This is a genomic window from Paenibacillus sp. FSL H3-0329, from assembly GCF_037963285.1.
Classification (GTDB): Bacteria; Bacillota; Bacilli; order Paenibacillales; family Paenibacillaceae; genus Paenibacillus_AQ; species Paenibacillus_AQ odorifer.
In genome coordinates, this window is sequence record NZ_CP150150.1 from 5,931,832 (window position 1) to 5,957,590 (window position 25,759).

Below are 25,759 nucleotides of genomic sequence, written 5' to 3' on the forward strand. Positions count from 1 at the left end.
GCCTTTCAACTTGGAGGTCTGCAAAAATATACAGCTGGAATTCCCCTGACTAGAAGAATCTCCAACTGTAGGTTTATCTCTATAGAGCTGATCTTAAGATTTAAAGCTTAAGGCTTAACTGCGTTACGAATAGCTTCTACCTCTGCAGTTTCCATCCCCATCGCATTATCCACTTTAATTTCTTTATTGATCAGCTTTTGCTTCACTTCTTCAACCTTGGCCTGAAGATCAGCCGGGAATACATTTTTATAAATATCATTCTCAGCAATACCTACACCATCATCTACAAAGCTCAACACATCACGTTTGCCCATTTCTAGCGTACCCTCTTGCAATCTCTTCACTGCACCTAGAATAGCCGTATCAATCTTTTTAATAGATGAAGTAACGATTAGATTTGCTTTTTCACTATCCGTATCGTTAATCAACATTGCCTGATCGGAGTCTACACCGATTGCATATTTTTTCTTCTCTTTAGCTGCGTCAAAGATCCCAAGACCTGTACCCCCAGCCACGTTAAAAATAACATCCACACCGGAGTTATATTGAATTAGAGACAGTTCCTTACCTTTTGCCGGGTTAACAAAATCACCAGCGTACGACACAGCCACTTTTACATCAGGATCAACATACTGAGCACCTTGAATGTAGCCGACCAAGAAAGCATTAATCCCCGGAATATCCATACCGCCCACAAACCCAATCACATTCTCAGGGGTAGCATTCGGCATATCCGATTGTGTAGCTAATGCTGCTACGGCACCTGCCAAGAAAGATACTTCATTTGTCGCATAAGACATGTTGTACATGTTATCTGGTGCTTCATCGATGTCGGTATCATAATTAATGAATTTTTTGTCTGGATACAATTCTGCCGTTGCATTAAACATCTCTGTAATTTCAGAACCGCCAGAAATAATTACATCCCAATCCTCGGAAGCGATATCGTTAAATGTAGGCTCCCATTTCGTTTTATCAACGCCCATTTCAACAACCTTTGTTACTGCACCTAGTTCATTCTTAACCTTTTGCAAGCCGTTATTAGCGGAATCAAAAAATGATTTATCCCCAAGTGTCCCCGGAATCAGCAATACAACCTTGAGTTTATCCCCTGAACCTTTTTCTCCACCCTCAGCAGCGTTTGATCCAGTATTCGCAGAAGAACCGTTATTGGACGTGTTATTCCCACATGCTGTGACCAGAACCATCACCATTAATAACAACAAAGAAAGAACTTTTTTATTCATTACTCTATTCCACCCCTAATTTTAGTTGGTTAGTAATCCGGCAGAATCCCCATCTTCACCCATTGTATAATTCACGGTTCAAATGGAAATTCTCTTTTTTCCAAATAAAGTATCATTAAAAGTAATAAATTTAACGTTTAGGCTCAAAAATAGCAATAAAAATACCATTATTATTAATAATCCGCTTTATTTCCGAACGAGATGGCCAGTCAGGTTGCGAACTTTCGGATTTATTGATACGATCATAACAAATATTATTAAAAATAATTATATGATTTCGGTCATAGTTTTGTACGATTCGGCTAAAACATAAGTATTGGAGGATCATCATGGATCGTGTTCTATATATTGTAAGTGCCACACATGAGCTAAATACTTATATCCCTCCACACCAGCATGAATGCTACGAACTGGTCTATTATTTACAGGGGGTAGGGACAACCAATGTTGGCCCACGAAGTTACCATTTTCGCTCCTCTTCTTTCGCGCTTGTGCCACCCAATCATAAACATGACGAGCACCACCGTGAGGATGCAAATGTATTATTTGTAGGCTTCCACTCGGTACACCCTAATATGAGTAATCTGCTCGGCGTATATGAAGATGATAAAGATCAGACCGTTCTTCAAATCCTGCTGCGAATGAAAGCAGAGTTTACACGTAAGCAAGACGGATTCTCTGAGCTTCTAAACCTACAAATGAGCGAGATTACCGTCCATCTTATGAGGCTTCTTAGTGCCTCTGGATATCAATCCCCAACAGAAGATCGAGTACAATATGTCCTTAATTATATGAATGAGCATTATCGCCATAAATTGTCCGTCGAAACACTATCAGAAATGTCCGGATATAGCTACGATCGTTTTCGCCATCTATTTAAAGAACGTTTCGGGTCCTCACCCCTGCGGTATTTGCTGTTAAAACGCCTGGAGTATGCAAAATCTCTATTACGTCATACTCAGATGCAAATCTCTGAAGTATCTGCTGCTGCAGGTTTTGTGAACGATGCCCAATTCTGCAATATGTTTAAACGAGAAATAGGTCATACCCCGCGAGCATTCCGCATTAATAATCAATCAGGTTAATCACTAATCAGATTAAAAAAAGCCGTTGAAATAGAGAAACTCCTCTATTCAACGGCTTAATCCTGTAAAACTAAGAACATAAAGAAAAAAGGTTAGTAAGATTGCTTATAAAAGCAATCTTACTAACCTTTTTAAGATACCGGCGAGAGGACTCGAACCTCCACGGTTTCCCACTCGATTTTGAGTCGAGCGCGTCTGCCATTCCGCCACGCCGGCACATATGAACTAAATGGAGGCGCCACCCAGATTTGAACTGGGGATAAAGCTTTTGCAGAGCTTTGCCTTACCACTTGGCTATGGCGCCATGTAAATTTTGGAGCGGACGACGGGAATCGAACCCGCGACCCTCGCCTTGGCAAGGCGATGCTCTACCGCTGAGCCACGTCCGCATAAAATGGCTGGGGATATAGGATTCGAACCTATGAGTGACGGAGTCAAAGTCCGTTGCCTTACCGCTTGGCTAATCCCCAATAACATTTTAAAGTAAATGGGGCGACTGATGGGTCTCGAACCCACGAATGCCGGAACCACAATCCGGTGCGTTAACCCCTTCGCCACAGTCGCCATATTAAGTTGATATTGTCGCCATTATTCATTTTAAAGAAAATGGGGCGGCCGATGGGTCTCGAACCCACGAATGCCGGAACCACAATCCGGTGCGTTAACCCCTTCGCCACGGCCGCCATATTAAACTTTAGAAAAAACTTGGCAGGGGCAGCAGGAATTGAACCCACACCAACGGTTTTGGAGACCGTTGTTCTACCTTTAAACTATGCCCCTAAAAACTGGTGGAGGATGATGGATTCGAACCACCGAACACTTACGTGAGCAGATTTACAGTCTGATGCGTTTGGCCACTTCGCTAATCCTCCAAGGATGGTGCCGGCGAGAGGACTTGAACCCCCAACCTACTGATTACAAGTCAGTTGCTCTACCAATTGAGCTACACCGGCATGGCACTCATTCTTTTGTGATGATAAATGGTGGCTCGGGACGGAATCGAACCGCCGACACGAGGATTTTCAGTCCTCTGCTCTACCGACTGAGCTACCGAGCCATGATGAAAATGGCGGAACCGACGGGATTCGAACCCGCGATCTCCTGCGTGACAGGCAGGCATGTTAGGCCAACTACACCACGGTTCCAAAAGATATAATTGCTTAAGTTAATTGGTTGCGGGGGCAGGATTTGAACCTGCGGCCTTCGGGTTATGAGCCCGACGAGCTACCGGGCTGCTCCACCCCGCGTCAGTAAAAATATGTTATGGTGGAGGCTGAGGGGATCGAACCCCCGACCCTCTGCTTGTAAGGCAGATGCTCTCCCAGCTGAGCTAAGCCTCCATAAACAACAATTGTTATTGTACCAAAGTCCACTAGGATAAATCAAGTGAAAATTTGGTGACCCGTATGGGATTCGAACCCATGTTACCTCCGTGAAAGGGAGGTGTCTTAACCCCTTGACCAACGGGCCATACTAATTAAAAATTTGTGGCGGAGAGAGAGGGATTCGAACCCTCGAGACGCTTGTGGCGCCTACACGATTTCCAATCGTGCTCCTTCGGCCAAACTCGGACACCTCTCCATATGGCTCCCCGAACAGGACTCGAACCTGTGACAACTCGATTAACAGTCGAGTGCTCTACCAACTGAGCTATCAGGGAATATTCATACCAGGCTTAATCGCCTGAAAACTGAATCCGAAACGAATCTGCATTCTAAGTATAGGATAAGCCCTCGACCGATTAGTATTGGTCAGCTCCATGCATTGCTGCACTTCCACCTCCAACCTATCTACCTCGTCGTCTTCAAGGGGTCTTACTAATTGGGAAATCTCATCTTGAGGGGGGCTTCACGCTTAGATGCTTTCAGCGCTTATCCCGTCCGTACGTAGCTACCCAGCCATGCTCCTGGCGGAACAACTGGTGCACCAGCGGTACGTCCATCCCGGTCCTCTCGTACTAAGGACAGCTCCTCTCAAATTTCCTGCGCCCACGACAGATAGGGACCGAACTGTCTCACGACGTTCTGAACCCAGCTCGCGTACCGCTTTAATGGGCGAACAGCCCAACCCTTGGGACCTACTTCAGCCCCAGGATGCGATGAGCCGACATCGAGGTGCCAAACCTCCCCGTCGATGTGGACTCTTGGGGGAGATAAGCCTGTTATCCCCAGGGTAGCTTTTATCCGTTGAGCGATGGCCCTTCCATGCGGTACCACCGGATCACTAAGTCCGACTTTCGTCCCTGCTCGACTTGTAGGTCTCGCAGTCAAGCTCCCTTATGCCTTTGCACTCTGCGAATGATTTCCAACCATTCTGAGGGAACCTTGGAACGCCTCCGTTACTCTTTAGGAGGCGACCGCCCCAGTCAAACTGCCCGCCTGACACGGTCCCCGTACCCGGTAAGGGTACTAGGTTAGAACCTAGATACGATCAGGGTGGTATCCCAACGGCGCCTCCACCGAAGCTTGCGCTCCGATTTCTACGGCTCCCACCTATCCTGTACAGATCGTACCCAAATTCAATATCAAGCTGCAGTAAAGCTCCATGGGGTCTTTCCGTCTTGTCGCGGGTAACCTGCATCTTCACAGGTATTAAAATTTCACCGGATCTCTCGTTGAGACAGCGCCCAAGTCGTTACGCCATTCGTGCGGGTCAGAATTTACCTGACAAGGAATTTCGCTACCTTAGGACCGTTATAGTTACGGCCGCCGTTTACTGGGGCTTCGGTTCATAGCTTCGGGTTACCCCTAACCACTCCCCTTAACCTTCCAGCACCGGGCAGGCGTCAGCCCGTATACTTCGCCTTGCGGCTTCGCACAGACCTGTGTTTTTGCTAAACAGTCGCTTGGGCCTTTTCACTGCGGCCCCCTCGTGCTATTCACACTACCGGGGCACCCCTTCTCCCGAAGTTACGGGGTCATTTTGCCGAGTTCCTTAACGAGAGTTCTTCCGCGCGCCTTAGAATTCTCTTCTCGCCTACCTGTGTCGGTTTGCGGTACGGGCACCTTCTCCTGGCTAGAGGCTTTTCTTGGCAGTGTGAGATCATGACCTTCGCTACTATAATTTTCGCTCCCCATCACAGCCCAGCCTTAACGATGTGCGGATTTGCCTACACATCAGCCTCACTGCTTAGACGGACATCCATCAGTCCGCGTCACTACCCTCCTGCGTCACCCCATCGCTCATAGCGGATTACGGTGGTACAGTAATTTCAAACTGTTGTCCTTCGACTACGCCTTTCGGCCTCGCCTTAGGTCCCGACTTACCCTGAGCGGACGAGCCTTCCTCAGGAAACCTTGGGCTTTCGGCGGATCAGATTCTCACTGATCTTTTCGTTACTCATACCGGCATTCTCACTTGTGTAGTGTCCAGCGCTCTTTTCAGTACACCTTCAACCCCTACACAACGCTCCCCTACCCCAGATACATACGTATCTAGCCATAGCTTCGGTGGTGTGTTTAGCCCCGTTACATTTTCGGCGCAGAGTCACTCGACCAGTGAGCTATTACGCACTCTTTCAATGGTGGCTGCTTCTAAGCCAACATCCTGGTTGTCTGTGCAACTCCACATCCTTTCCCACTTAACACACACTTGGGGACCTTAGCTGATGGTCTGGGCTGTTTCCCTTTTGACAATGGATCTTAGCACTCACTGTCTGACTCCCGGCAATAAGTATATGGCATTCGGAGTTTGACTGAGCTTGGTAATCCTTGCGGACCCCGCACCCAATCAGTGCTCTACCTCCACTACTCTTATACCGAGGCTAGCCCTAAAGCTATTTCGGGGAGAACCAGCTATCTCCGAGTTCGATTGGAATTTCTCCGCTACCCCCACCTCATCCCCGCACTTTTCAACGTACGTGGGTTCGGGCCTCCAGTGCGTGTTACCGCACCTTCACCCTGGACAGGGGTAGATCACACGGTTTCGGGTCTACGTCCACATACTAAATCGCCCTATTCAGACTCGCTTTCGCTGCGGCTCCACCTTCTCGGCTTAACCTTGCATGTTAAACGTAACTCGCCGGTTCATTCTACAAAAGGCACGCCATCACCCATAGATCGGGCTCTGACTTTTTGTAAGCACACGGTTTCAGGTTCTATTTCACTCCCCTTCCGGGGTGCTTTTCACCTTTCCCTCACGGTACTGTTTCACTATCGGTCGCCAGGTAGTATTTAGCCTTAGCAGATGGTCCTGCTGGATTCATACGGGGTTTCACGTGCCCCGCACTACTCGGGATCCGTCTCGGAGAGAACACAGTTTAGGTTACAGGGCTTTTACCTCTATCGCGGGCCTTTCCAGACCTCTTCACCTACCATATTCCTTTGTAACTCCATGTGAGACGTCCCACAACCCCAAGAGGCAAGCCCCTTGGTTTAGGCTGTTCCGCGTTCGCTCGCCGCTACTGACGGAATCACTATTGTTTTCTCTTCCTCAGGGTACTTAGATGTTTCAGTTCCCCTGGTCTGCCTCTACACACCCTATGTATTCAGGTATGAGTAACTGCGAATTACCACAGCTGGGTTTCCCCATTCGGACACCCCCGGATCAAAGCTTGCTTACAGCTCCCCGAGGCAGTTTCGTTGTTCGCCACGTCCTTCGTCGGCTCCTGGCGCCTAGGCATCCTCCGTGTGCTCTTATTAGCTTAACCTTGATTCTTCCGAAGAAAAATCTCACTAATAACATTTACTTGTTTACACAAGTTGCTAAAAGATGTTCTAAAACGCAAATTCGTTTCGGTATCCAGTTTTCAAGGATCAAGTCTTACTTGAGAGCTTAAACTCTCAAAACTGAGCAACGAGTGAGTAACAGGCCTAAACCTGAGTTTTGGAAGCTTAGCTTCCGATTTGAATGTTCTCATTGCAGAGAACGATTCTCCATAGAAAGGAGGTGATCCAGCCGCACCTTCCGATACGGCTACCTTGTTACGACTTCACCCCAATCATCTACCCCACCTTCGGCGGCTGGCTCCCTTGCGGGTTACCCCACCGACTTCGGGTGTTGTAAACTCTCGTGGTGTGACGGGCGGTGTGTACAAGACCCGGGAACGTATTCACCGCGGCATGCTGATCCGCGATTACTAGCAATTCCGACTTCATGCAGGCGAGTTGCAGCCTGCAATCCGAACTGAGACCGGCTTTGATGGGATTGGCTCCACCTCGCGGCTTCGCTTCCCGTTGTACCGGCCATTGTAGTACGTGTGTAGCCCAGGTCATAAGGGGCATGATGATTTGACGTCATCCCCACCTTCCTCCGGTTTGTCACCGGCAGTCACTCTAGAGTGCCCAGCATTACCTGCTGGCAACTAAAGTTAAGGGTTGCGCTCGTTGCGGGACTTAACCCAACATCTCACGACACGAGCTGACGACAACCATGCACCACCTGTCTCCTCTGTCCCGAAGGCCGCTGCTATCTCTAGCAGATTCAGAGGGATGTCAAGACCTGGTAAGGTTCTTCGCGTTGCTTCGAATTAAACCACATACTCCACTGCTTGTGCGGGTCCCCGTCAATTCCTTTGAGTTTCAGTCTTGCGACCGTACTCCCCAGGCGGAGTGCTTACTGTGTTAACTTCGGCACCAAGGGTATCGAAACCCCTAACACCTAGCACTCATCGTTTACGGCGTGGACTACCAGGGTATCTAATCCTGTTTGCTCCCCACGCTTTCGCGCCTCAGCGTCAGTTACAGCCCAGAAAGTCGCCTTCGCCACTGGTGTTCCTCCACATATCTACGCATTTCACCGCTACACGTGGAATTCCACTTTCCTCTTCTGTACTCAAGCCACCCAGTTTCCAGTGCGACCTCAGGTTGAGCCCAAGGTTTAAACACCAGACTTAAATAGCCGCCTGCGCGCGCTTTACGCCCAATAATTCCGGACAACGCTTGCCCCCTACGTATTACCGCGGCTGCTGGCACGTAGTTAGCCGGGGCTTTCTTCTCAGGTACCGTCACTCCGGTAGCAGTTACTCTACCGGACGTTCTTCCCTGGCAACAGAGCTTTACGATCCGAAAACCTTCATCACTCACGCGGCGTTGCTCCGTCAGGCTTTCGCCCATTGCGGAAGATTCCCTACTGCTGCCTCCCGTAGGAGTCTGGGCCGTGTCTCAGTCCCAGTGTGGCCGTTCACCCTCTCAGGTCGGCTACGCATCGTCGCCTTGGTGGGCCGTTACCCCACCAACTAGCTAATGCGCCGCAGGCCCATCCCTCAGTGACAGATTGCTCCGTCTTTCATTCTTCTCTCAGGAGAAAAAAGAAATTATCCGGTATTAGCTACCGTTTCCGGTAGTTATCCCAGTCTGAAGGGCAGGTTGCCTACGTGTTACTCACCCGTCCGCCGCTAAGTTATTTTGAAAGCAAGCTTTCAAAATAACTCCGCTCGACTTGCATGTATTAGGCACGCCGCCAGCGTTCGTCCTGAGCCAGGATCAAACTCTCCAATTAGTATTGAAAAGAGCGATATGCTCATTTTGAAACATCTGACGAGAAAATTAATTCTCTAATTTTGGATTTCACTTGCGTGATTTCCTACTCACTCGTTGTTCAGTTTTCAAAGATCAAGCCGTTTATTTCGTCGATGTGTTGTTCAGCAGCGACCTTTATAATATATCACAGCACCCTCGTTTTAGTCAACCTTTTTTTTAATTTCTTTTTTCGGTTGTCTTTCGAATGTTTTCGAAAGCACATCTCTGTGTCAGAGGGACGAGTTATAATTTAACACATGACCAAGGAAAGAGTCAACCATTAATTTTTCTGAATAAATATGAGCGTTTCATATTAGTAAACAAATAAAAAAGAGAGTGCTCAGCCTCTCCCTATCCTTGCTCATCTCTCTATAATTAAACATCTTCTACTGTATCTAATTCATCTCTATAATGTATAGCGGATCGCATGCCCTTCTCCCTCGTGAACATCAGCCCAAGATGTAATCTCTCGGATTAGCGAACGAGAAACCAGCTTTCGTAAAACAAGGGGTAGTTCAGACTCTAATTGACTCAGACCTGAATGCTGCAGTAATTCTTTAATGCTCCATGCTTCCTTACGGCTATTCAAAATATTAAAGAGCAATAGACAACAGTCCGTCATTTTGGACATAATCCCAAATTCACATGCAAGAAGCACAAGCTCCACACGTTGCTCTAAGGTCTCAGTACTGACCGTTAACTCCTCATAAAGTTTATGAACAGAGGTATTCATGCTTTTAACCTGCTCCCAAATAGCTGGCTCGGGGAAAGCACCCACTTCACTCACTTCTATTCTTGCCCAATGATATAAGGCTATCAATACACAGTTGTAAGCATCCATAATAAAGCCAGCCTCTATATAGCGCTTGGATTTCACATACATATGCAAAAAGCGGGCAAACTCCATAAATGCGACCCGTTCCTTGATCGGTCCTTCAAACTGCAATATCTCGCTGCGCATTTCCTCGAGTATTCCCTTGGGGTCCCAGATCACTTCCCCCCTCATCAAACTGATAAGAAGTTCGTTATTATCCCCTGCCATAACAGCCTGCTCCAAAGCAAATAGGCCGATATGGACTGACTGGGTCCGTTGGTCACCGGCAATGGTATGGCGAACAATATGCTCTCTATCCTGTTCTTCATGCAATACTAACACTATCATATCAAAATCTTGAAGAAGTGCGCTTTGAAACGGAATATCCCCATTCTGCCGCAAAACGACCGCTCCTAAAACATTCTCATCAAACGTTTCTCCACTCAACAAAGTTACATTGGACAGTTCCATGCTTCCCTCCATTAAATTTGGCGATTTTGCGTCCAGTCAGTTATAATTCAGTTATAATTATTATTCTACATATGAAAGACAGTTCCTTCTGGACAACCCAACTATATTTAGTTAGGAGCAAACACTCATGAAGTTTAAAACGGCTAAGATCAACGCTTTTCGCACATGGGGATTACTGCTCACAATGCTCGGAATGGGACTTATGGTTTTGGGTACAGCGGGCATCGTGTTTTGGGGCTCAACTGGAAAAGTATTCGCTGGAATCGGTCTTGTAATCGGTTTAATCTCAATGATGGCAAGTCTTGCAATCTATTTCTGGGCTGGGATGCTGTCAACTAGCGCAGTCCAACTGGAATGCCCTGAATGTCACAAGCTGACCAAAATGCTGGGCAAAACAGACCGCTGTATGTTCTGCCATACCATCCTTACTATGGATCCAGCTGAGGCCAATATTACTGCGGAACAACTTAAGAGTCAGCAGCTTAATCAATAAAACACATCTTACAGAAGCTTATTACTAGCGATTTATAATGCAATCAAACATTTGCTTAATACAACAAAGGGGCCCCCGTATTGGGAGCCCCTTTGTTTATTATGAATGAAATAATAATTACTTATGAATTCCTTGTAATGCCTCCCATGCAGACAGATTACTAAAGCTGCGATTCCATGAACCGATGCCACCAAGCCCTAAAGACTTAGCAAGCTCAACTCTAGCTTTTAAGGAAACATTGTCTTCGATCCATATTTTTTTAAGAGCGCCATCTTCCTTATACTCAACGTAATTCTGCCCAGCTGCCTTATCAAAGGTTGGGGTTAGCTTCTTCTCTTTAATAATTTTTTCAACGGCATTCATACTAACCGATTTAGAGCTTACTTTGGTCTTGCCATCTACCTGGGCCTCAGTCCAGATTCTAGTATACAGTGGAATCCCCAGAATCAGCTTCTCAGGCGGTACATCGTCTTCCTCTATGATCCGGTTTAACGAGCTTTCTACCCACGGCAGAGACGCAACAGAGCCCGCGATAGGACTAGCCGCCCAATGCTCGTCATAAGCCATAACAATAAGATAATCAACCACTGAATTAAGAGCCTTACGATCAAGGAAAGCTGACCACATCTCACTGTTGGATTTAGGGGTTACGTCTATGGAGACGATTAAGTTTTTGGCTTGAGCCATAGGTTTTAGCTCTCGCATAAATTGTGTAACATTCTCCCCGTCTTTCGTATATACATTCTCAAAGTCAATATTAATTCCATCCAGCTTGTATAAATCTGAATACTCGAGGATCTGTACGATCGCATTCATCCGCTTCTCATAGCTCGACAATGCCTCAGTGGTTATGTCCGGATCAAAGCTATTGCTGAGCAGCCCCCACACTTCCAACCCGCGCTCATGCGCCCATTGCACATACGCACTGTCAGCCTGACTGCGCACATTTCCATCACCATCTATGATACTGAACCAAGTCGGGCTAGCCACGTTAACCCCTGGAAGCTCACCGAATGTACTTGGATCAGGTTTACGTTGATAAACAGCTTCCCAATACAGATTTACTGACTTCCCTTTCCAGCTTCGTTCTGCCCGTGAGGGAGTGGTGCTTTTGGGTTCCACTGTCTTTTGACCGTCCGAGATAATATCACTAGCCTTGGCATAACCCGCGTAACCACTGCTTAACTGCACATACAGCCAGTCCTCATTTTCCTTATTCCAAATACTCACACTGGCTCCCGGGGACATATCCGCCACGATGGGTGCGTGAATCGATGCTTCGTTGCGAAGAGCGACTGTCTTATCTCCCGCTTCACCTTTCACTTTCCCCAGAGGTACAGTCTCCCCTGCTGTCATTAACAGCACAGCCCCGGTGGTCGTATCCTCTTCAATTTCAAATCCATAAAGGTCCTCTAATACATCTGCAGGAAGATAGGTTATCTTCTCCTTAACTTCAGGTGCCAGCCGCAGCTGCAGCGGACGATTGTTCAGACTAGCATCGGTTTTATCCTCTTGCATATATAGAAGTTCACTTTCCGTTGATAGGATGACCGATTTAGTCTTTTCTTCATAACGAATAGAGGAGTCCACATGTTCCTGCAGTAATGGTAAAGGCAAGAGCATGCTATCACCGGTCCCTGATGCGGAATATCCTGTTAGCTCTCCTTTTACGAAGATAGGATGTTCTAGGCCTTTCCAGTCTGGATCGATGTGCTGGCGATTTGGCAATACAAAAAACACAACCCAATAAGCTGCTGCCGCAATGAGCAAAAGTCCAAAAAAGCGTCGGAAAAGACCTCCGCGCTTTTTAACGCGTTTTTGTCTATATCTTCTGTCCAAAATATATCCTCCAAATACTAGATGATTTTAAGTTAAGTCTAACAATACGATTATAACATCCACTTGGTTCCGGATAACCAGTATAAGTTAGTCATTTTCACTATATTTTGTTATTTTTAAAAAAATAAAAACGTGAGTCCTCCGCTTTCGGATTTCACACGTTTATTGTGTAGCTTGGCTATACGCCCTTGAGTACTGTAGTATTCTGTCTTATTGTTGCTTCTCTCTGCAACATTTGCAAACTCCATGCAATTCCATACGCAAACCCGTAATTTTGAAGCCCGTTTCCTGCTCCGCATGTATCTCTACATCATGAAGCGATGGATAACTAAAATCTTCAATCTTACCGCATAGCTGACAGATGACATGATAATGATCAGATACATTGGCATCAAAACGACTGGAACTATCCCCGTAGGTCAACTCGCGAACCATGCCGGCTTCCATAAACATCTTGAGATTATTATATACAGTTGCAACGCTCATGCTCGGAAATTTCGGCTCTAGCGCCCGGTATATATCGTCAGCTGTAGGATGATTCATTGCTTCCATCAAATACGTAAGAATCGCATGACGCTGGGGCGTTATACGGACACCTGTTGTCTTTAATTGTTCCAGTGCATGTTGTACTCCACTCCCCATTACTGTCACCGCCTTTTGAATTTAAAAATAAAAGAAGTACTTCTTAAGATTGTAAGACTGGTTTTTCAATGTTGTCAACGAAGTCTATACATTATATTTATTATTATATAAGAAAAATTACTTTTTTCAATATTTCCTAACATTTAGATTGCTATTTCCTTCAACATGAAGCTTGAACTCACCGGTCCCCACTTCACCTGATACTTTTTTCTTATCAATTGTAAGTTCAGGCAAATCTGAAGTAATATCACCATATCCACTGGAACCATTCACTGTATAGTTGCTTAACACTGGCAAATACAATTGAATATCACCAACTGCGCTATAAATATTCCAGTCTCCAGCGACATCTGAAGAGCGAACATCAATGGTACCATTTAGAGATTCGGCATGTAGCTTAGATCTGGCTCCATCCACCTCTAAATTACCGTTTTTGGTAGTAATATCGATATCATTGCTATTTCCGATCGCACTAATATTGCCGACAGCCGTCGATAATTTCAAAGCACCGGTAACATCCCAAGCATTCATATTGCCTCCGCTCGTTGTTAAATCAACGCTGCCTTGAACAGATCTGGCACGGACAGCTCCATTCAGTGTTTTTCCCTTAACATTACCAAAGATACGATGAAGGATCAGCTCTCCATTCCCCGTTTCCAGAGAAATGTCTTCAATGGCTTCTACATTCTGCAATGTGATCCCGCCATTCATGGTGCGAACATCGAGGTTAAAGCGGCGATCCTCCGGCAAGTAAATGTCTAAATCCATGCGTGGCTGGCGTTTGCCGGATTCTCCATAAGCCTTGCTATTTGAGGTTATTTTTATGTTGGGCCCTTCAACAACGTCCACAAAGGACTGTTCTGAAATAGCTTCAGCCATCGGCCCATCCAACTGATCTACCCAAACTGTCGTCGTAATTTGAATATCATCCACTGGAGCGCGATGCAATAAAATATCGCCATTAATACTATCAATAGATATTTTGGCTGTATTTAATTCCACCGGAACAATTAGCGGGGCTTTCTGATATTTGCTGCCTTTAGCCTCACCATAATCCACTGCTGCTGCCGTCAGATTAAGACTGACATTTTTCCATAGATATAAATAATGTTCTTGCTCCGCAACAATAAATACACTCGCAGCTAGCAATATAGCGGATAAAAGCCCACGTAAATCCAATCTGATTCTGGTTCCCTTGGCTGAACGGTTAGAGAAGATAAACATCAGCAGGAACTCAATCCCCCATAACACCGGGATGACTGGCCACCACTTCAAGAGCAGGAGCATATAGTCAGTTCCCTCTCTCCAATCCAAAAACAAAGGAACAGAAATAGCTATCAGCAATACAGAAGCCGTATATCTTCCTACGCGCCGCTTGCGAGGTTCATTGTCTTTACGCTGCACAACTGCTCTGGCAATTTCTCTAGCTCCTATAAATAAGCCACCGCATACTATAATGACAGATACAGCCATTTCAGCATAATGTTCAATAAAGAACTGGAGCCATGTTGGTTTTTGCCGGAACAGAATAAGCAGGGCGCCCCCTAATAGCAGTAAGAGCCCAAAGGATATCCCAGGCTCGCTGACGATACTACGACGCTTAGGAGCCACGTTTGCTTTGGTCACAGGGATATCAAGCTCATGATCCTCTGGGAAGCGAAGAAGCCTATCCGCTGATTGCAATACGTCATACACGTTATAAAAATAGATCGCCGGAATAATGAGCGCAAGTAAAATAAGTAGTGGAACATTAATCTGCATCCCGATGGATGAGAAATACAATAAAGCTGAGATATCCAAAAGAATTAGAAAGATGAAGGTGATCCCTTTTCGGAGAAGCCCAAAATACAAATGCCCCGTCCCAGGGATGAGAGCTGCCAGCAGTCCAGCGATAAATTTACGTTTGCGGTGGCGCCGCTTCGGACGCGGAGGAATAATCCTCTTCTGTATCTCACTCTCCTTAGTCTCTATATCAACAGAATCTTGCAGTTCTTCCTGCTCTGGGAGCATTGCAGAGTCATGTTTCATTTTGGACTCCTCCTTTCGTAAATAGTTGTCTATGAATATCTTTTTTCAAAGAGAACCACTCCGATGAAATTCAATCAATTCAACTCCTGGAGCGACTTCCTCCACACCGGTGGGCATAAAGCCATGTTTACTGTACAACGAAACGGCGGGTGTATTCTTTTTGCCTGTCGACACAATGAATTGCTCCATCCCTGCAAAATGCTCAAATACATATTCCAAAAGATGGCTAGCAATACCTCTGCGAAAAAAGTCCGGCCCCACCATCATTCGTGTAATCGTCAATTTGCCAGGAGATTCTTCCTCTACAGCAACAGCACCCATTAGTTCCTCATCTTTATCGAAGCAGCCATAAAAATCCTCTTTAGAGCTGCTGAGCATTTCTCTCGTCTCCATCAAAGGTGGAATTTCACGAAAGCCGATTAGTTCAGCTTCCAGTCTATAGGCCTTATGCTGAAGACTCCATAATTCATTAACGGTGCTTTCATCCTGCAGATTTAGCTTGTTAATTGTATTCATCCTAACCAGTCCCCTTATATGCCGCTAAGGGCCTGCCGTTGCCGACAAGCCCTTAGCTTATTACATAAGTATATTACCCCAAGTATAAACGCCTTCGGCGTCCTTTTATGGACGACAAGCGTTTAGCTGCTCAATACCTCGATGAGAAGTTTATTAGCAAGACCCGGATTCGCCTTACCTTTACTTTCTTTCATAACTTGTCCGACCAGGAAGCCGATTGCTTTCTGTTTACCTGCTTTATAATCTTCCACAGATTGCGGATTGGCGGCTACGACTGCTTCCACAATCCCTTTAATAGCACCTTCATCGCTGATCTGCACCAGACCTTTTTCCTCAACGATAACAGCTGGCAGTTTACCGCTCTCTAGCATTCCTTTAAATACTGTTTTAGCGATTTTGCTGCTGATGGTTCCGGCTGCAATCAGTCCGATCATCTCGCCTAGCCCTTGTGGTGTAATTTGTACCTGCGACAACTCCAGATTATTACCATTCAAATAGGCAAGCAAGTCACCCATAATCCAGTTAGCTACAGCCTTGGCATCCTGCGTATAGGCAAGACATCCTTCGAAAAAGTCCGCTAACAGTTTAGAGGATGTAATAACGCCTGCATCATAAGCTGTCAGGCCCAGTTCCTCGCTATAACGAGCTTTCCGTGCATCCGGAAGTTCTGGAATCGTTGAACGAATGGATTCTTTCCAAGCATCATCAATATGCAGAACGATCAAGTCCGGGTCCGGGAAGTAACGATAATCATGCGCTTCTTCTTTCCCGCGCATCGATAATGTTTTCCCTTGTGCTTCATCCCAGCGGCGAGTCTCTTGCACAACAACTCCACCATCATCCAGGATCTCAGCCTGACGATATTGCTCATACTCCAGTCCACGCAATACACCGCGGAAGGAGTTCATGTTCTTAAGCTCTGCTCTAATGCCGAATTCCTCTTGTCCTTCTGGGCGTAGACTGATGTTCGCGTCACAGCGCATCGATCCTTCTTCCATCTTAACATCGGATACGTCACAATACTGCATAATCGCACGGATTTTCTCCAGATAAGCACGAGCTTCCTCAGGAGAGCGCAGATCAGGCTCGGATACGATTTCGATAAGCGGTGTTCCCACCCGGTTAAAATCGACAAGCGAGGCAAAACCGCCATCTACGTGCGTAAGCTTACCTGCATCCTCTTCCAAATGAAGACGAGTAATGCCGATCCGTTTGGTCTCTCCATTAACTTCAATGTCGATCCAACCGTTCAGCCCGATAGGCTGATCAAATTGTGAAATCTGATAAGCTTTTGGTGAATCCGGGTAAAAATAGTTCTTGCGGTCGAATTTGCTAACATCACCAATGGTGCAATTTAGCGCCATCGCTGCTTTCATAGCGTATTCTACCGCTTGTTTGTTGAGCACTGGCAATACGCCGGGGTGACCCAAGCAGACAGGACAGGTATGAGTGTTAGGTGGGGCTCCAAATTCAGTGGAGCATCCGCAAAAGATTTTGGAGTTGGTATGAAGCTCTACGTGAACTTCCAAGCCGATGACCGTTTCGTATTTAGACATAAGTAATCCCATTCCCTCCTTTACTACAGCTGTGGACGCTGCTTGTGATGATCTGTATTTTGTTCAAAGGCATGAGCGACACGCAGAATCGTGCTCTCGTCAAATTCCTTACCGATAATTTGCAGACCTACAGGCATGCCTTCCGCAAAACCACACGGAACGCTCACAGCAGGAATACCCGCCAAGCTTACAGGAATCGTGAGAATATCGTTCAGATACATGGTCAGCGGATCTTCAGTCTGTGAGCCCAATTTGAATGCTGTCGTTGGCGCTGTTGGCCCGATGACCACATCATATTTTTTAAAGATGTCATCAAAGTCCTGTTTAATCAAAGTGCGTACCTTTTGTGCTTTTAAATAGTAAGCATCGTAATACCCGGAGCTGAGTGCATAAGTACCCAACATAATACGGCGTTTGACCTCAGGGCCAAAGCCGCGGCTGCGGGAATTAAGATATAGATCAAGCAATCCTCCGCCTTCATCTACACGTGCGCCATAACGCACACCGTCAAAACGCGCAAGGTTAGATGAAGCTTCCGAAGAGGACAGCAAATAATAAGCTGCTACTGCGTATTCCGTATGCGGTAATGATACTTCCTCCCAGACAGCACCCATTCCTTCCAGCACTTTAAGTGCAGACAAGACTGTCTCACGCACAGAAGCATCGACACCTGCTCCCAAATATTCCTTAGGTACAGCAATGCGAAGTCCGGAAACATCACCAGTCAGTGAACTCAAATAATCAGGAATTTCTACTTTAGCAGAAGTAGAGTCTTGGGCATCATAACCAGCAATCGCTTGAAGCACATAGGCAGAATCCTCTACATTACGTGTTAATGGTCCTATCTGATCGAGTGAGGAAGCAAAGGCTACCAGCCCGTAACGTGATACAAGACCGTAAGTAGGTTTGAGACCTACAACACCACAATAGGAAGCTGGCTGGCGGATGGAACCCCCAGTATCCGAACCTAGTGAGAAGAACACTTCGCCCGCAGCTACTGCTGCAGCAGATCCGCCACTGGAACCGCCCGGCACACGTTCTAAATCCCAAGGATTGCGTACAGGACCAAAGCTTGAATTCTCATTAGATCCGCCCATTGCGAATTCATCCATATTTAATTTACCGATTGTTACGGCATCTGCCTGCTGCAATTTAGAAGCTACAGTAGCGTTATAAATCGGCTGGAAATCGCTCAAAAATTGGCTGGCACAAGTTGTGCGCAGGCCTTTAGTTACAATATTATCCTTGATTCCGGCAGGAAGACCAAATAGCAATCCACGTGCTGCTCCGGATGCCAGTTTATCGTCCAAAGCGCGTGCTGTCGCACGTGCGCCCTCCTCGTTCAAGGTCAAAAATGCATTTACGTTCTTATCCCGCTCAGCGATAATCGCCAGCGATTCTTCAGTCAGTTCACTGACCGATACCTCTTTAGCAGTTAACATGCGGTGTACTTCAGGCAATCGATTTTGAAACAGGCTCAAGATTCTTCCCCCTTTCTAATTATGTAGTTATTCCAAAACAGCTGGAACCTTGAAATGTCCGTCTTCATCATCTGGAGCGTTAAGAAGTGCTTCCTCTTGCGTAAGGCTATCCTTCACAACATCCTCCCGCATTACATTGCTGACTTGCAGCACATGCGTGGTCGGCTTTACATTCTCCGTATCTAGCTCATTTAATTTCTCGGCATATTGTAAAATAGCATTCATTTGTTCTGTAAAGGTTGCCTCTTCTTCCGGGCTCAGCTGCAGACGAGCCAGCTTGGCCACATGCTGCACATCTTTAACGGTAATGCTCATAAGAAAAATCCCTCCTGTTTAAAGGGCTAAAGCGCCCGGATAACGTTTTTAATTATATTGTAGAAGCTTGGACAATTCAATGATGGGCTGTAAAACAAACGCTCCTTTATCAAAGTGAAGGGGATTCCTACACATTTTAAAGGAGCGTATCGTTCATCAATATATAGGGATTGTCATTTCCAGCTGCGGAATATATTCGACTGCCGGGTATCCATTATTGTCTAGCAAATTTCGTTTTCCACTACCCTCTCCAGTATATTTGTAGAAAAAGGTTTTGATTGTCAGTGCTTTTACATCCTTGGGCAGCGGTACAATATTAACATCCTCTTTAAGACTATAATGGATTGTGTCATCTATCTTTTTCGAATCCGACCAACCATTGCTGCCGTTTACATATTGCAACAGGTTACCTTTATCATCATAGACTTCATAATTTAATGCCAGGTTATTGGTATCTGTCAGATAAGTATAAGGAATACCCTCGAGGGCTACAGCACTCATCCGTATTTGTGTAGTTGCCGGAGTCTGTGTAATCTTCTCCACTGTGGTCGTTACATCATTGTAAGTTTGACTGATTCCGGGTTGCTGAACAATATTATGACTCGTATCCTTTTTTACAGGAATTTCAATTTGAAAATCATCATCGATTCCGGACAGACGACCTTTTACTGTCATTTGGAACTGCTCTGGTAAAGTAATGCCTCCCTCATCATAGGATTTCTCTGAAAATTGCAAAATCAACGATTGTTCATCTACTCCCGGAGAAAGGATAAGGCCAATATTGTGTTTAAAAGAATCCTCTTCTTCCTCCCCAGCAGCGTTTAAAGGCTGTCCATCAATAAATACCTGCAAATCCTGAATGTCTCCACTGAATATTCCCTCTTCATCTTCACCTTCAAGTTTCAATGCTACAGAAAGCCGTGTGCCGTCATATATAACTTCATTAGCACGGATAATAACATCTTGAACAAGATCACTGGTATCAACTGCAGTCGTTAAGCCTTGGCGACTCGCCGCTTGAAGTCCCATATCATCTGCGAGCTCAAAAATACTATTGACTAACGGAATACGTTCCAGCGACCTAGCCAATGCGGGAGAAGTAAAGCCGCTTCCAAGCACGATAACCCCCAAAACAAGAGCTGCCCCGAAGCCAAGCGCTGTCCTCTTAACATTACGAAATTTGTGCGTGGATCTCTTTATCTTCACATGATCCAGCATTGTATACGTATCCTCTTGACGTTGGCGAATCATAGAGGGAAGCTCATTTGCCGGGAGGATGTCCATATCTTTCAAAAGCAATTCAAGCTCTTGCGATGTTCTCTTCTTCATCTGTTCCATCCTTTCTAAATATCATTAGAATCCATTCAATAAGTTTTTTCTTGCTCTGTAGAGGCGCGATTTGACTGCCGTTTCGGAAATATTCAGAAGATCGGCAATTTGCTTAACGGGCATGTCCTGAAAATAATGCAGCGATATCACGGTCTGGAGCGAAGTATCCAATCGTTCCACTGCTTCCCGCAGCTCAATTTTCTCATATTCTGCACCGGAGGAATGGCATTCCAAAGCAGTAAGGGGATCTCCAAACTCCACAATATTTGTCCGCTTGCGTTGGAGCTTATGACATTCGTTTATAAGGATGCGAAGCATCCATGTCTTGAAAAATTCTGGTTGCCGCAATCCATGGATAGACCGGTAAGCCTTTAGGGTGGCTTCCTGCATGGCGTCTGCACATTCCTCGTCCCTGCCCAAAATAGATCGGGCCATGCCGTACATTTCAGGTTCAATCTGCCGGCATAGCTGGATAAACGCTTCTTTATCGCCATTTCTCGCTTTTTGAACAGCGGTTATCATCTTCACTTGAGGTTCTCCTTTATTTAAGTTAAAACGCCTATACCGCAGATCTGCATTCTCGTATTCGGCTCTCAATAATTTAGATACATAAAACAGGAGATTGGTTGTATACCCAAAAAATAAAAAACAAACTTTCGAAAACTATAAAGAAGGAATAAAAGAAAAGATTTTGAAAATGATGTGTAAATTCAGAGGATTAATGTGGGGGAAATACTTTTTATGACAAAACAAAAAAGCCGGCTTGCGCCGGCCTTCCTTAAATCCAAGCTCGAAGATTCACTTGTTTGATGAAATCCGCTTGGGACATGCTTTCGCTTGACGTTGATTCCGTCTCTTCTATATCCATATCTTCACCGTTCATCAAATGATGGAACAGCTTCTCATTGTACGTGGACAAAGCGTAATCAATCAACGCTTCATGCGTTGCTCTTTCAGCCTCAGCTACTAATAAATGTTCTTCCGCCTCAATGTCCTCAGCCGGAACATAAAAGTTCCTATTCGCCTCTGGTACACGAATAACATAGTCAAACGCATTATCGGGATTGCGGTCGTAAGCAATTAGGTAGCCGTATTCCCCGATAGGAAGACTCTGCTCGAAAGCGTCCGCAACAATGACAATCTTCTCTCCTAAACGCAGCATCGCCCTACCTCCTAACCCCAAAATCTTTCAAGATTTTGCTTGTTTCAACAGTCTACTAAAAAAAGATAGAACTGTCTAGTTGAAGGCTGGCCGATCCTACAAATTCTATGAAAATATACTATATTTAATAAAAACATAACTTAAGTTTCAAGCGGTTAAGTTATTCTTCCTTGTCAAAAGTGCAGCACCCACTAAACAAATCAAGATCAAAATAGCTGCTGAAAGATAGGGTCCAACCCTGAATCCTTCTCCAGCCATAAGGATTTCAGCCGACAACCCGGCAAGCCCCGCAGGTGCCCATTCAAACCATGAAGGCAATAAGCTTTGGCCTAATGATAATGCTGCCATTAGCACCAATGCTAAAAAAGCGGCAACTGGGGATTTTAAAAACCCACTAAACAACAACGTAGCTGAGACAGCACATAACAGCCACAATCCATATACTCCAGCAGCTGCGATGACATCTCCCCAAGATAGTGAACCAATCAACTGCTCCGTGTAGTAAGCAGCGCCCGCTGCACCTAATCCTAGAGCAACGATCAACAGGGTCAGCTGTGCTGCCCATTTAGCCAACACTATTGCGGCTGGAGAAACCGGCCTTACCAGAATTAATTCCATAGTTCCGCTATAGCGCTCACCAGCTAAAACATTCATCGCGCCAAGCGCCAATACTAACATTCCGATTGTTCCGTACTGTCCCAAAGATTGCGCCATCACAGCTGCGGCACTCGGTATTTCATACCCCTCTAGGAGACCTGGAGGAACATCACCTGAAGCTTTTAATATTTCCGGCAAATAATAAGTAGTTAACGGCTGCATAATGCCTAATAGGATAAAAACGACAGGTATCCAGATTAACTTATAACTGCGAGCCATTTCGAGCATTTCTTTGCGATAAAGGACCCAGGCGCTTCTCATACTCCCACCACCTTCATAAATAAATCCTCTAACGTGGAAGAACCCGCTTCAAATTGCAGTAATGGAATTTCGAGCTGCGCCGCTTCTTGCAGAATCGTCCAACGGGCCATGTCTACATCGTTGACATTAAAAATGGCATGATCTCCGAACAACTGAGTCTCCAGTACAAACGCTTTGGCAGCAAGAGACTCCAGCCACTGAATAGCTTTTTCTTGCTTCTCCGTACGTAAACGAATAACAGGAAGGCTGTATTGTGAACGAAGCTGTGATAAAGATCCCTTCTCAGCAATCAAGCCTTGATTCATTAAAATAATATCATCGCAAATTTCTTCTGCATCATGCAGCACATGTGTAGAGAAAACTACAGTTGTCTCCTCACGTATTTCCCGCACCAGTCCCATTACTTCTCTGCGGCCAATCGGATCAAGTGCAGATACAGGCTCATCAAGCAATAACAGACGAGGCCGATGCACAAGCGCCTGAGCCAGACCCAGCCGCTGTTTCATCCCGCCGGAGTATCCACCAATCCGGCGACGAGCATCACCTTTAAGCCCTACACGCTCGAGCGATTCCAATGCCCTGCTGGTTGCGTCTTTAGTTCCCATTCCACTAAGCTTTGCAGCGAAAACAACATACTCATGTCCAGTCATCCACCCATAAAAAGCTGGAGACTGTGGCACATATCCTAATCCTCTGCGATATTCGGCTCCAGGACGGCTCCCCTCAAATGAAATCATGCCAGAGGTGGGTTCAAGCAGCCCTGCCAGCATACGAAGTGTGGTCGTTTTCCCAGCACCGTTAGGCCCCAATAAAGCGACGCACCGTCCTTTCTCAATTTCAAAGCTTATATCATTTACGGAAATATGCGCCCCATAGCTTTTGCGCAAATTCATAACTTGAAGGAGTGACATCAGACATCTTTCCTTCCTATTGTGAAATAAGCTACGCTACCTAATATATTTCCGCAAATAATGATAATAATCCACATCCATTTTGGGCCACGAACGTTATCCGCTTTGGCCAGTGATATCAGTCCAATAATTGCAAGCAAAGCCTGAAGAATAATTAACGGCATGATTAAACCCCATTTTACCTCTTCCATGAAGTACCACTCCTTGTAATAGGATGAAAGGAACGAGCTTCTTACTAAAGCTTTACAACTGCTTCTTCCTTCTACGTCGGTCAGGAAGTATGACAACGAGTAAATAGACTAATGCTGGGGACGGAACTGTAGTAATCGCCCACAATCCCCAGAACCAAGCTTTTTTTCCGCGCCGTCTTGCATCCCGGAACAGTAAGGTCCCTTGCAGCATTAATGCTACTGCTATGCCAAACCACAACCAAAGAGGCACATCCTGTAGCTCATTCATTCTTGTACACCTTCTCTATTTCTTCTGATCCTGGCGATCCCTAAGCCACCCAGTCCTACAACAGGAATGATCGCCTGGATAATCCAATAGATCATGGGTGCAGAAGTGAGAATGGATAGAAATGCGCAGATCAGGATCAATGAGACCCCCCAGAATAACAGTAGTTCTTTACGTTCCCTTCTCTTTCTGTGCACAACTGCATCAGCCATTAACCACTCCAGTTCCTGTAACGAAGGTGGGGTGATGTCATCATATTGCGCATCCAAACGCTCAAGCTCTTCAGTAAGCTTGTGCAAATACAGTTCTGGCTCCTTATCCTTCTCCATCCTCATTCAGCTCCTTTCGCAATTGGTTAAGACCAAGGGATACACGCGATTTGACCGTGCCTGAAGGAATTTGCATGATCACACCGATTTCTTCATAGCTATAGCCATAATAATGCTTCAGCAGCACAGCTACCCTCTGAGCAGAGGGTAGCTTGGAGATGGAATCGAGTACTTCACTCCATTCTTCCCCCCTGCTTTCAAACCGCCAACGAATCGAACGGGTGCCCTGGGCCTGTTGTTCCCGTTTCTTCCAATCTGCCTCACGTTTCCAGCGCCGCTTTCGATCGATGAATATTCTGGTAGCTATGGTGATTAACCAAGAGGAGAACGAAGAAGAACCGTTATAGGTATTGATTTTTTCCATACATCTGACCATCGTGTCCTGTACAAGATCCTCTGCCAGTAACGGGTCCATAGTCACTTTTAGTAAATATTTGAACAAAAAAGTATAATGTTCTCGCAGCAGTGAAGACAGTGCTGAAGTATCTCCCTGCTGTGCCTGCCTGATTTTCTCCAGCGCCTGATCGCTCATCTGCCCCTCCATTCAGGATTAGTTCTTATTTGTAATACGATTATGTATAGTGATTCGTTCATTCCGTTTTAATTTTATTTTTTGAGCTCCCAGAGCTTACGCCGCCATGGCTGAAGCAATCCTGCTTCTGCTGGAAAATGCCAAAAAAGAGGCGTTCTTCTGGGCTCGCCTCCTGAAACCACTGGTATTCTCCCATCCTTATTCTCAGATTGTATGTCCCTGCGTTCTATGGAAGTACAAAAACCTCCCCTTCCAGAACATTCTGAAAAACATCGGCATTTACTGCTGCAAAAACTAGTCCATTTCTCCTTGGAGTCATACCATCCGTAATCCAACGGGTAAGACATATTCTTCTCCAATCTATTTCCCCCCATGCTTTTAAACCTATATGTAGACAAAAAAAAGAACGCAAACCGGGATTAATTCCGCAGTCTGCGTGCTTCGCGAGGTTAATGTTACATTTAATTAACAATAGTGTAGTCCTTTTGTATCCCTTTGTCTATCAAAAATTCCCCGATTCTTGTCAGTTCTACTAGAATGACTGTTTATTGAGGAATATAAGGGTTACGAACTTTTTCAAAACCGATAGTTGTTCGTGAGCCGTGACCTGGATAAACCTTCACTTCATCATCCATTTTGTACAGCTTGCCACGAATAGAATCGAACAAATCACGTTCTCTGCCACCAGGCAAATCGGTGCGCCCAACTCCCATCTTAAACAGTACATCTCCAGAGAATAAATCATTCCCGCATAGGAAGCTGACACTGCCCGGAGAGTGCCCAGGTGTGTGGTACACCCGGAAGGTATGTCCGATGAATTGCAGAACTTGTCCTTCTGCCAGATCATACTCTGCAGGATCTGTAGTCAGAGGAGGTGAAATATCAGGCCACATCAATGAACCATTCAGCTTAGGGCTGCTGAGCCATTCACTTTCTAGTGGATGTAAATAAACAGGACATTTCTTAGCTTTACGAATTTCGTCTACGCCGCCCATATGGTCAAAGTGCGCATGCGTTAGCAAAATAGCCTCGATCTCCATCCCTTCGATACTCCGCACTAATGCCGCAGGATTCATGCCGGGATCAATAATGATTCCCTTCGTTGGATCCGCACCTGTCAGCAAGTAGGCATTGGTCTGAAGCGGACCTAAATTAAACGAACGTATATTTAGCATCG

General features: G+C 45.7%; 21 protein-coding genes, 16 tRNA genes and 2 rRNA genes. 2 read left to right on the forward strand and 37 right to left on the reverse strand.

The window, feature by feature from the left end:
* Positions 1 to 107: 107 nt before the first annotated feature.
* Positions 108 to 1,247: a BMP family ABC transporter substrate-binding protein gene (locus NSQ66_RS26120; protein ID WP_076213726.1), complete on the reverse strand. Its 1,140-nt coding sequence runs from the start codon at positions 1,245 to 1,247 to the stop codon at positions 108 to 110.
* Between the two features lie 329 nt (positions 1,248 to 1,576).
* On the opposite strand from NSQ66_RS26120, the gene NSQ66_RS26125 reads away from it, so the two are divergent.
* Positions 1,577 to 2,332 carry an AraC family transcriptional regulator gene (locus tag NSQ66_RS26125; protein ID WP_076213729.1) on the forward strand — a complete coding sequence of 252 codons (756 nt, stop codon included), beginning with the start codon at positions 1,577 to 1,579 and terminating at the stop codon, positions 2,330 to 2,332.
* 137 nt (positions 2,333 to 2,469) lie between these two features.
* Here the strand turns inward: NSQ66_RS26125 and NSQ66_RS26130 are convergent.
* The 19 genes from NSQ66_RS26130 to NSQ66_RS26220 all read right to left on the reverse strand — a co-directional run bounded on the left by NSQ66_RS26130 (position 2,470) and on the right by NSQ66_RS26220 (position 10,075).
* A tRNA-Leu gene (locus NSQ66_RS26130) sits at positions 2,470 to 2,548 on the reverse strand.
* A 14-nt stretch (positions 2,549 to 2,562) separates the two neighbouring features.
* Positions 2,563 to 2,636: transfer RNA gene (locus tag NSQ66_RS26135), tRNA-Cys, on the reverse strand.
* Positions 2,637 to 2,646: 10 nt separating this feature from the next.
* Positions 2,647 to 2,721, reverse strand: a tRNA-Gly gene (locus NSQ66_RS26140).
* 6 nt (positions 2,722 to 2,727) lie between these two features.
* Positions 2,728 to 2,802 (reverse strand) — tRNA-Gln (locus tag NSQ66_RS26145).
* 18 nt (positions 2,803 to 2,820) lie between these two features.
* Positions 2,821 to 2,896: transfer RNA gene (locus NSQ66_RS26150), tRNA-His, on the reverse strand.
* A gap of 43 nt (positions 2,897 to 2,939) precedes the next feature.
* Positions 2,940 to 3,015: transfer RNA gene (locus NSQ66_RS26155), tRNA-His, on the reverse strand.
* Between the two features lie 23 nt (positions 3,016 to 3,038).
* Positions 3,039 to 3,112 (reverse strand) — tRNA-Trp (locus NSQ66_RS26160).
* A gap of 6 nt (positions 3,113 to 3,118) precedes the next feature.
* Positions 3,119 to 3,204, reverse strand: a tRNA-Tyr gene (locus NSQ66_RS26165).
* Between the two features lie 5 nt (positions 3,205 to 3,209).
* A tRNA-Thr gene (locus tag NSQ66_RS26170) sits at positions 3,210 to 3,285 on the reverse strand.
* A gap of 28 nt (positions 3,286 to 3,313) precedes the next feature.
* A tRNA-Phe gene (locus NSQ66_RS26175) sits at positions 3,314 to 3,389 on the reverse strand.
* 10 nt (positions 3,390 to 3,399) lie between these two features.
* Positions 3,400 to 3,477 (reverse strand) — tRNA-Asp (locus NSQ66_RS26180).
* Positions 3,478 to 3,502: 25 nt separating this feature from the next.
* A tRNA-Met gene (locus NSQ66_RS26185) sits at positions 3,503 to 3,579 on the reverse strand.
* 17 nt (positions 3,580 to 3,596) lie between these two features.
* Positions 3,597 to 3,672: transfer RNA gene (locus NSQ66_RS26190), tRNA-Val, on the reverse strand.
* 55 nt (positions 3,673 to 3,727) lie between these two features.
* Positions 3,728 to 3,802, reverse strand: a tRNA-Glu gene (locus NSQ66_RS26195).
* Positions 3,803 to 3,820: 18 nt separating this feature from the next.
* Positions 3,821 to 3,913, reverse strand: a tRNA-Ser gene (locus tag NSQ66_RS26200).
* A 3-nt stretch (positions 3,914 to 3,916) separates the two neighbouring features.
* Positions 3,917 to 3,992: transfer RNA gene (locus tag NSQ66_RS26205), tRNA-Asn, on the reverse strand.
* Positions 3,993 to 4,053: 61 nt separating this feature from the next.
* Positions 4,054 to 6,980, reverse strand: a 23S ribosomal RNA gene (locus NSQ66_RS26210).
* 232 nt (positions 6,981 to 7,212) lie between these two features.
* Positions 7,213 to 8,770 (reverse strand): 16S ribosomal RNA (locus NSQ66_RS26215).
* The 16S and 23S rRNA genes sit together here with 16 tRNA genes alongside, the layout of an rRNA operon.
* Positions 8,771 to 9,196: 426 nt before the next feature.
* Complete coding sequence (locus tag NSQ66_RS26220; protein ID WP_036680149.1) at positions 9,197 to 10,075, reverse strand: nucleotidyltransferase-like protein; 879 nt, start codon at positions 10,073 to 10,075, stop codon at positions 9,197 to 9,199.
* A gap of 127 nt (positions 10,076 to 10,202) precedes the next feature.
* Here NSQ66_RS26220 and NSQ66_RS26225 point away from each other — a divergent pair, with 127 nt between their 5' ends.
* Entirely contained in the window at positions 10,203 to 10,568 is a 366-nt protein-coding gene (locus tag NSQ66_RS26225; RefSeq protein ID WP_036680151.1) for a DUF2614 family zinc ribbon-containing protein, read from the forward strand.
* Positions 10,569 to 10,685: 117 nt separating this feature from the next.
* On the opposite strand, the gene NSQ66_RS26230 is transcribed toward NSQ66_RS26225, so the two are convergent.
* From NSQ66_RS26230 to NSQ66_RS26310, 17 genes are all read right to left on the reverse strand, one after another.
* Positions 10,686 to 12,407 carry a glycosyl hydrolase family 18 protein gene (locus tag NSQ66_RS26230; protein ID WP_339279474.1) on the reverse strand — a complete coding sequence of 574 codons (1,722 nt, stop codon included), beginning with the start codon at positions 12,405 to 12,407 and terminating at the stop codon, positions 10,686 to 10,688.
* A gap of 210 nt (positions 12,408 to 12,617) precedes the next feature.
* Positions 12,618 to 13,049, reverse strand: coding sequence for a peroxide-responsive transcriptional repressor PerR (perR, locus tag NSQ66_RS26235; protein WP_036680160.1), 432 nt, complete (start codon positions 13,047 to 13,049; stop codon positions 12,618 to 12,620).
* Positions 13,050 to 13,175: 126 nt separating this feature from the next.
* Positions 13,176 to 15,077 (reverse strand): DUF4097 family beta strand repeat-containing protein, encoded by a 1,902-nt coding sequence (locus tag NSQ66_RS26240; protein WP_339279476.1) that lies wholly within the window; start codon positions 15,075 to 15,077, stop codon positions 13,176 to 13,178.
* Positions 15,078 to 15,122: 45 nt separating this feature from the next.
* Positions 15,123 to 15,593, reverse strand: a complete 471-nt coding sequence (locus NSQ66_RS26245; RefSeq protein ID WP_036680161.1) for a GNAT family N-acetyltransferase — start codon at positions 15,591 to 15,593, stop codon at positions 15,123 to 15,125.
* Positions 15,594 to 15,715: 122 nt separating this feature from the next.
* On the reverse strand, positions 15,716 to 17,149 hold the full coding sequence (gatB, locus tag NSQ66_RS26250) for an Asp-tRNA(Asn)/Glu-tRNA(Gln) amidotransferase subunit GatB (protein ID WP_170914319.1): 1,434 nt from the start codon (positions 17,147 to 17,149) through the stop codon (positions 15,716 to 15,718).
* A gap of 23 nt (positions 17,150 to 17,172) precedes the next feature.
* Complete coding sequence (gatA, locus tag NSQ66_RS26255) at positions 17,173 to 18,630, reverse strand: Asp-tRNA(Asn)/Glu-tRNA(Gln) amidotransferase subunit GatA (protein ID WP_036680165.1); 1,458 nt, start codon at positions 18,628 to 18,630, stop codon at positions 17,173 to 17,175.
* 27 nt (positions 18,631 to 18,657) lie between these two features.
* On the reverse strand, positions 18,658 to 18,945 hold the full coding sequence (gene gatC, locus NSQ66_RS26260; protein WP_036680166.1) for an Asp-tRNA(Asn)/Glu-tRNA(Gln) amidotransferase subunit GatC: 288 nt from the start codon (positions 18,943 to 18,945) through the stop codon (positions 18,658 to 18,660).
* 156 nt (positions 18,946 to 19,101) lie between these two features.
* Positions 19,102 to 20,274, reverse strand: a complete 1,173-nt coding sequence (locus NSQ66_RS26265; RefSeq protein ID WP_036680168.1) for a DUF4179 domain-containing protein — start codon at positions 20,272 to 20,274, stop codon at positions 19,102 to 19,104.
* 24 nt (positions 20,275 to 20,298) lie between these two features.
* On the reverse strand, positions 20,299 to 20,796 hold the full coding sequence (locus NSQ66_RS26270) for a sigma-70 family RNA polymerase sigma factor (RefSeq protein WP_036680329.1): 498 nt from the start codon (positions 20,794 to 20,796) through the stop codon (positions 20,299 to 20,301).
* A gap of 256 nt (positions 20,797 to 21,052) precedes the next feature.
* Positions 21,053 to 21,436 (reverse strand): hypothetical protein, encoded by a 384-nt coding sequence (locus NSQ66_RS26275; protein WP_036680170.1) that lies wholly within the window; start codon positions 21,434 to 21,436, stop codon positions 21,053 to 21,055.
* Positions 21,437 to 21,583: 147 nt separating this feature from the next.
* On the reverse strand, positions 21,584 to 22,354 hold the full coding sequence (locus NSQ66_RS26280; RefSeq protein ID WP_036680172.1) for an ABC transporter permease subunit: 771 nt from the start codon (positions 22,352 to 22,354) through the stop codon (positions 21,584 to 21,586).
* Positions 22,351 to 23,247, reverse strand: a complete 897-nt coding sequence (locus tag NSQ66_RS26285) for an ABC transporter ATP-binding protein (protein ID WP_249267794.1) — start codon at positions 23,245 to 23,247, stop codon at positions 22,351 to 22,353. Before NSQ66_RS26285 ends, NSQ66_RS26280 begins: the two co-directional genes overlap by 4 nt.
* A 17-nt stretch (positions 23,248 to 23,264) precedes the next feature.
* Positions 23,265 to 23,456 (reverse strand): PLDc N-terminal domain-containing protein, encoded by a 192-nt coding sequence (locus NSQ66_RS26290; RefSeq protein WP_036680175.1) that lies wholly within the window; start codon positions 23,454 to 23,456, stop codon positions 23,265 to 23,267.
* Between the two features lie 52 nt (positions 23,457 to 23,508).
* Positions 23,509 to 23,724, reverse strand: coding sequence for a hypothetical protein (locus tag NSQ66_RS26295; protein ID WP_036680176.1), 216 nt, complete (start codon positions 23,722 to 23,724; stop codon positions 23,509 to 23,511).
* Positions 23,721 to 24,050, reverse strand: a complete 330-nt coding sequence (locus NSQ66_RS26300) for a YxlC family protein (protein ID WP_076142527.1) — start codon at positions 24,048 to 24,050, stop codon at positions 23,721 to 23,723. Before NSQ66_RS26300 ends, NSQ66_RS26295 begins: the two co-directional genes overlap by 4 nt.
* Complete coding sequence (sigY, locus tag NSQ66_RS26305) at positions 24,037 to 24,582, reverse strand: RNA polymerase sigma factor SigY (protein WP_036680178.1); 546 nt, start codon at positions 24,580 to 24,582, stop codon at positions 24,037 to 24,039. The genes NSQ66_RS26300 and sigY overlap by 14 nt, the downstream gene beginning before the upstream one ends.
* A 545-nt stretch (positions 24,583 to 25,127) precedes the next feature.
* Positions 25,128 to 25,757, reverse strand: a complete 630-nt coding sequence (locus NSQ66_RS26310) for an MBL fold metallo-hydrolase (RefSeq protein ID WP_036680180.1) — start codon at positions 25,755 to 25,757, stop codon at positions 25,128 to 25,130.
* Between the last annotated feature and the right edge of the window lie 2 nt (positions 25,758 to 25,759).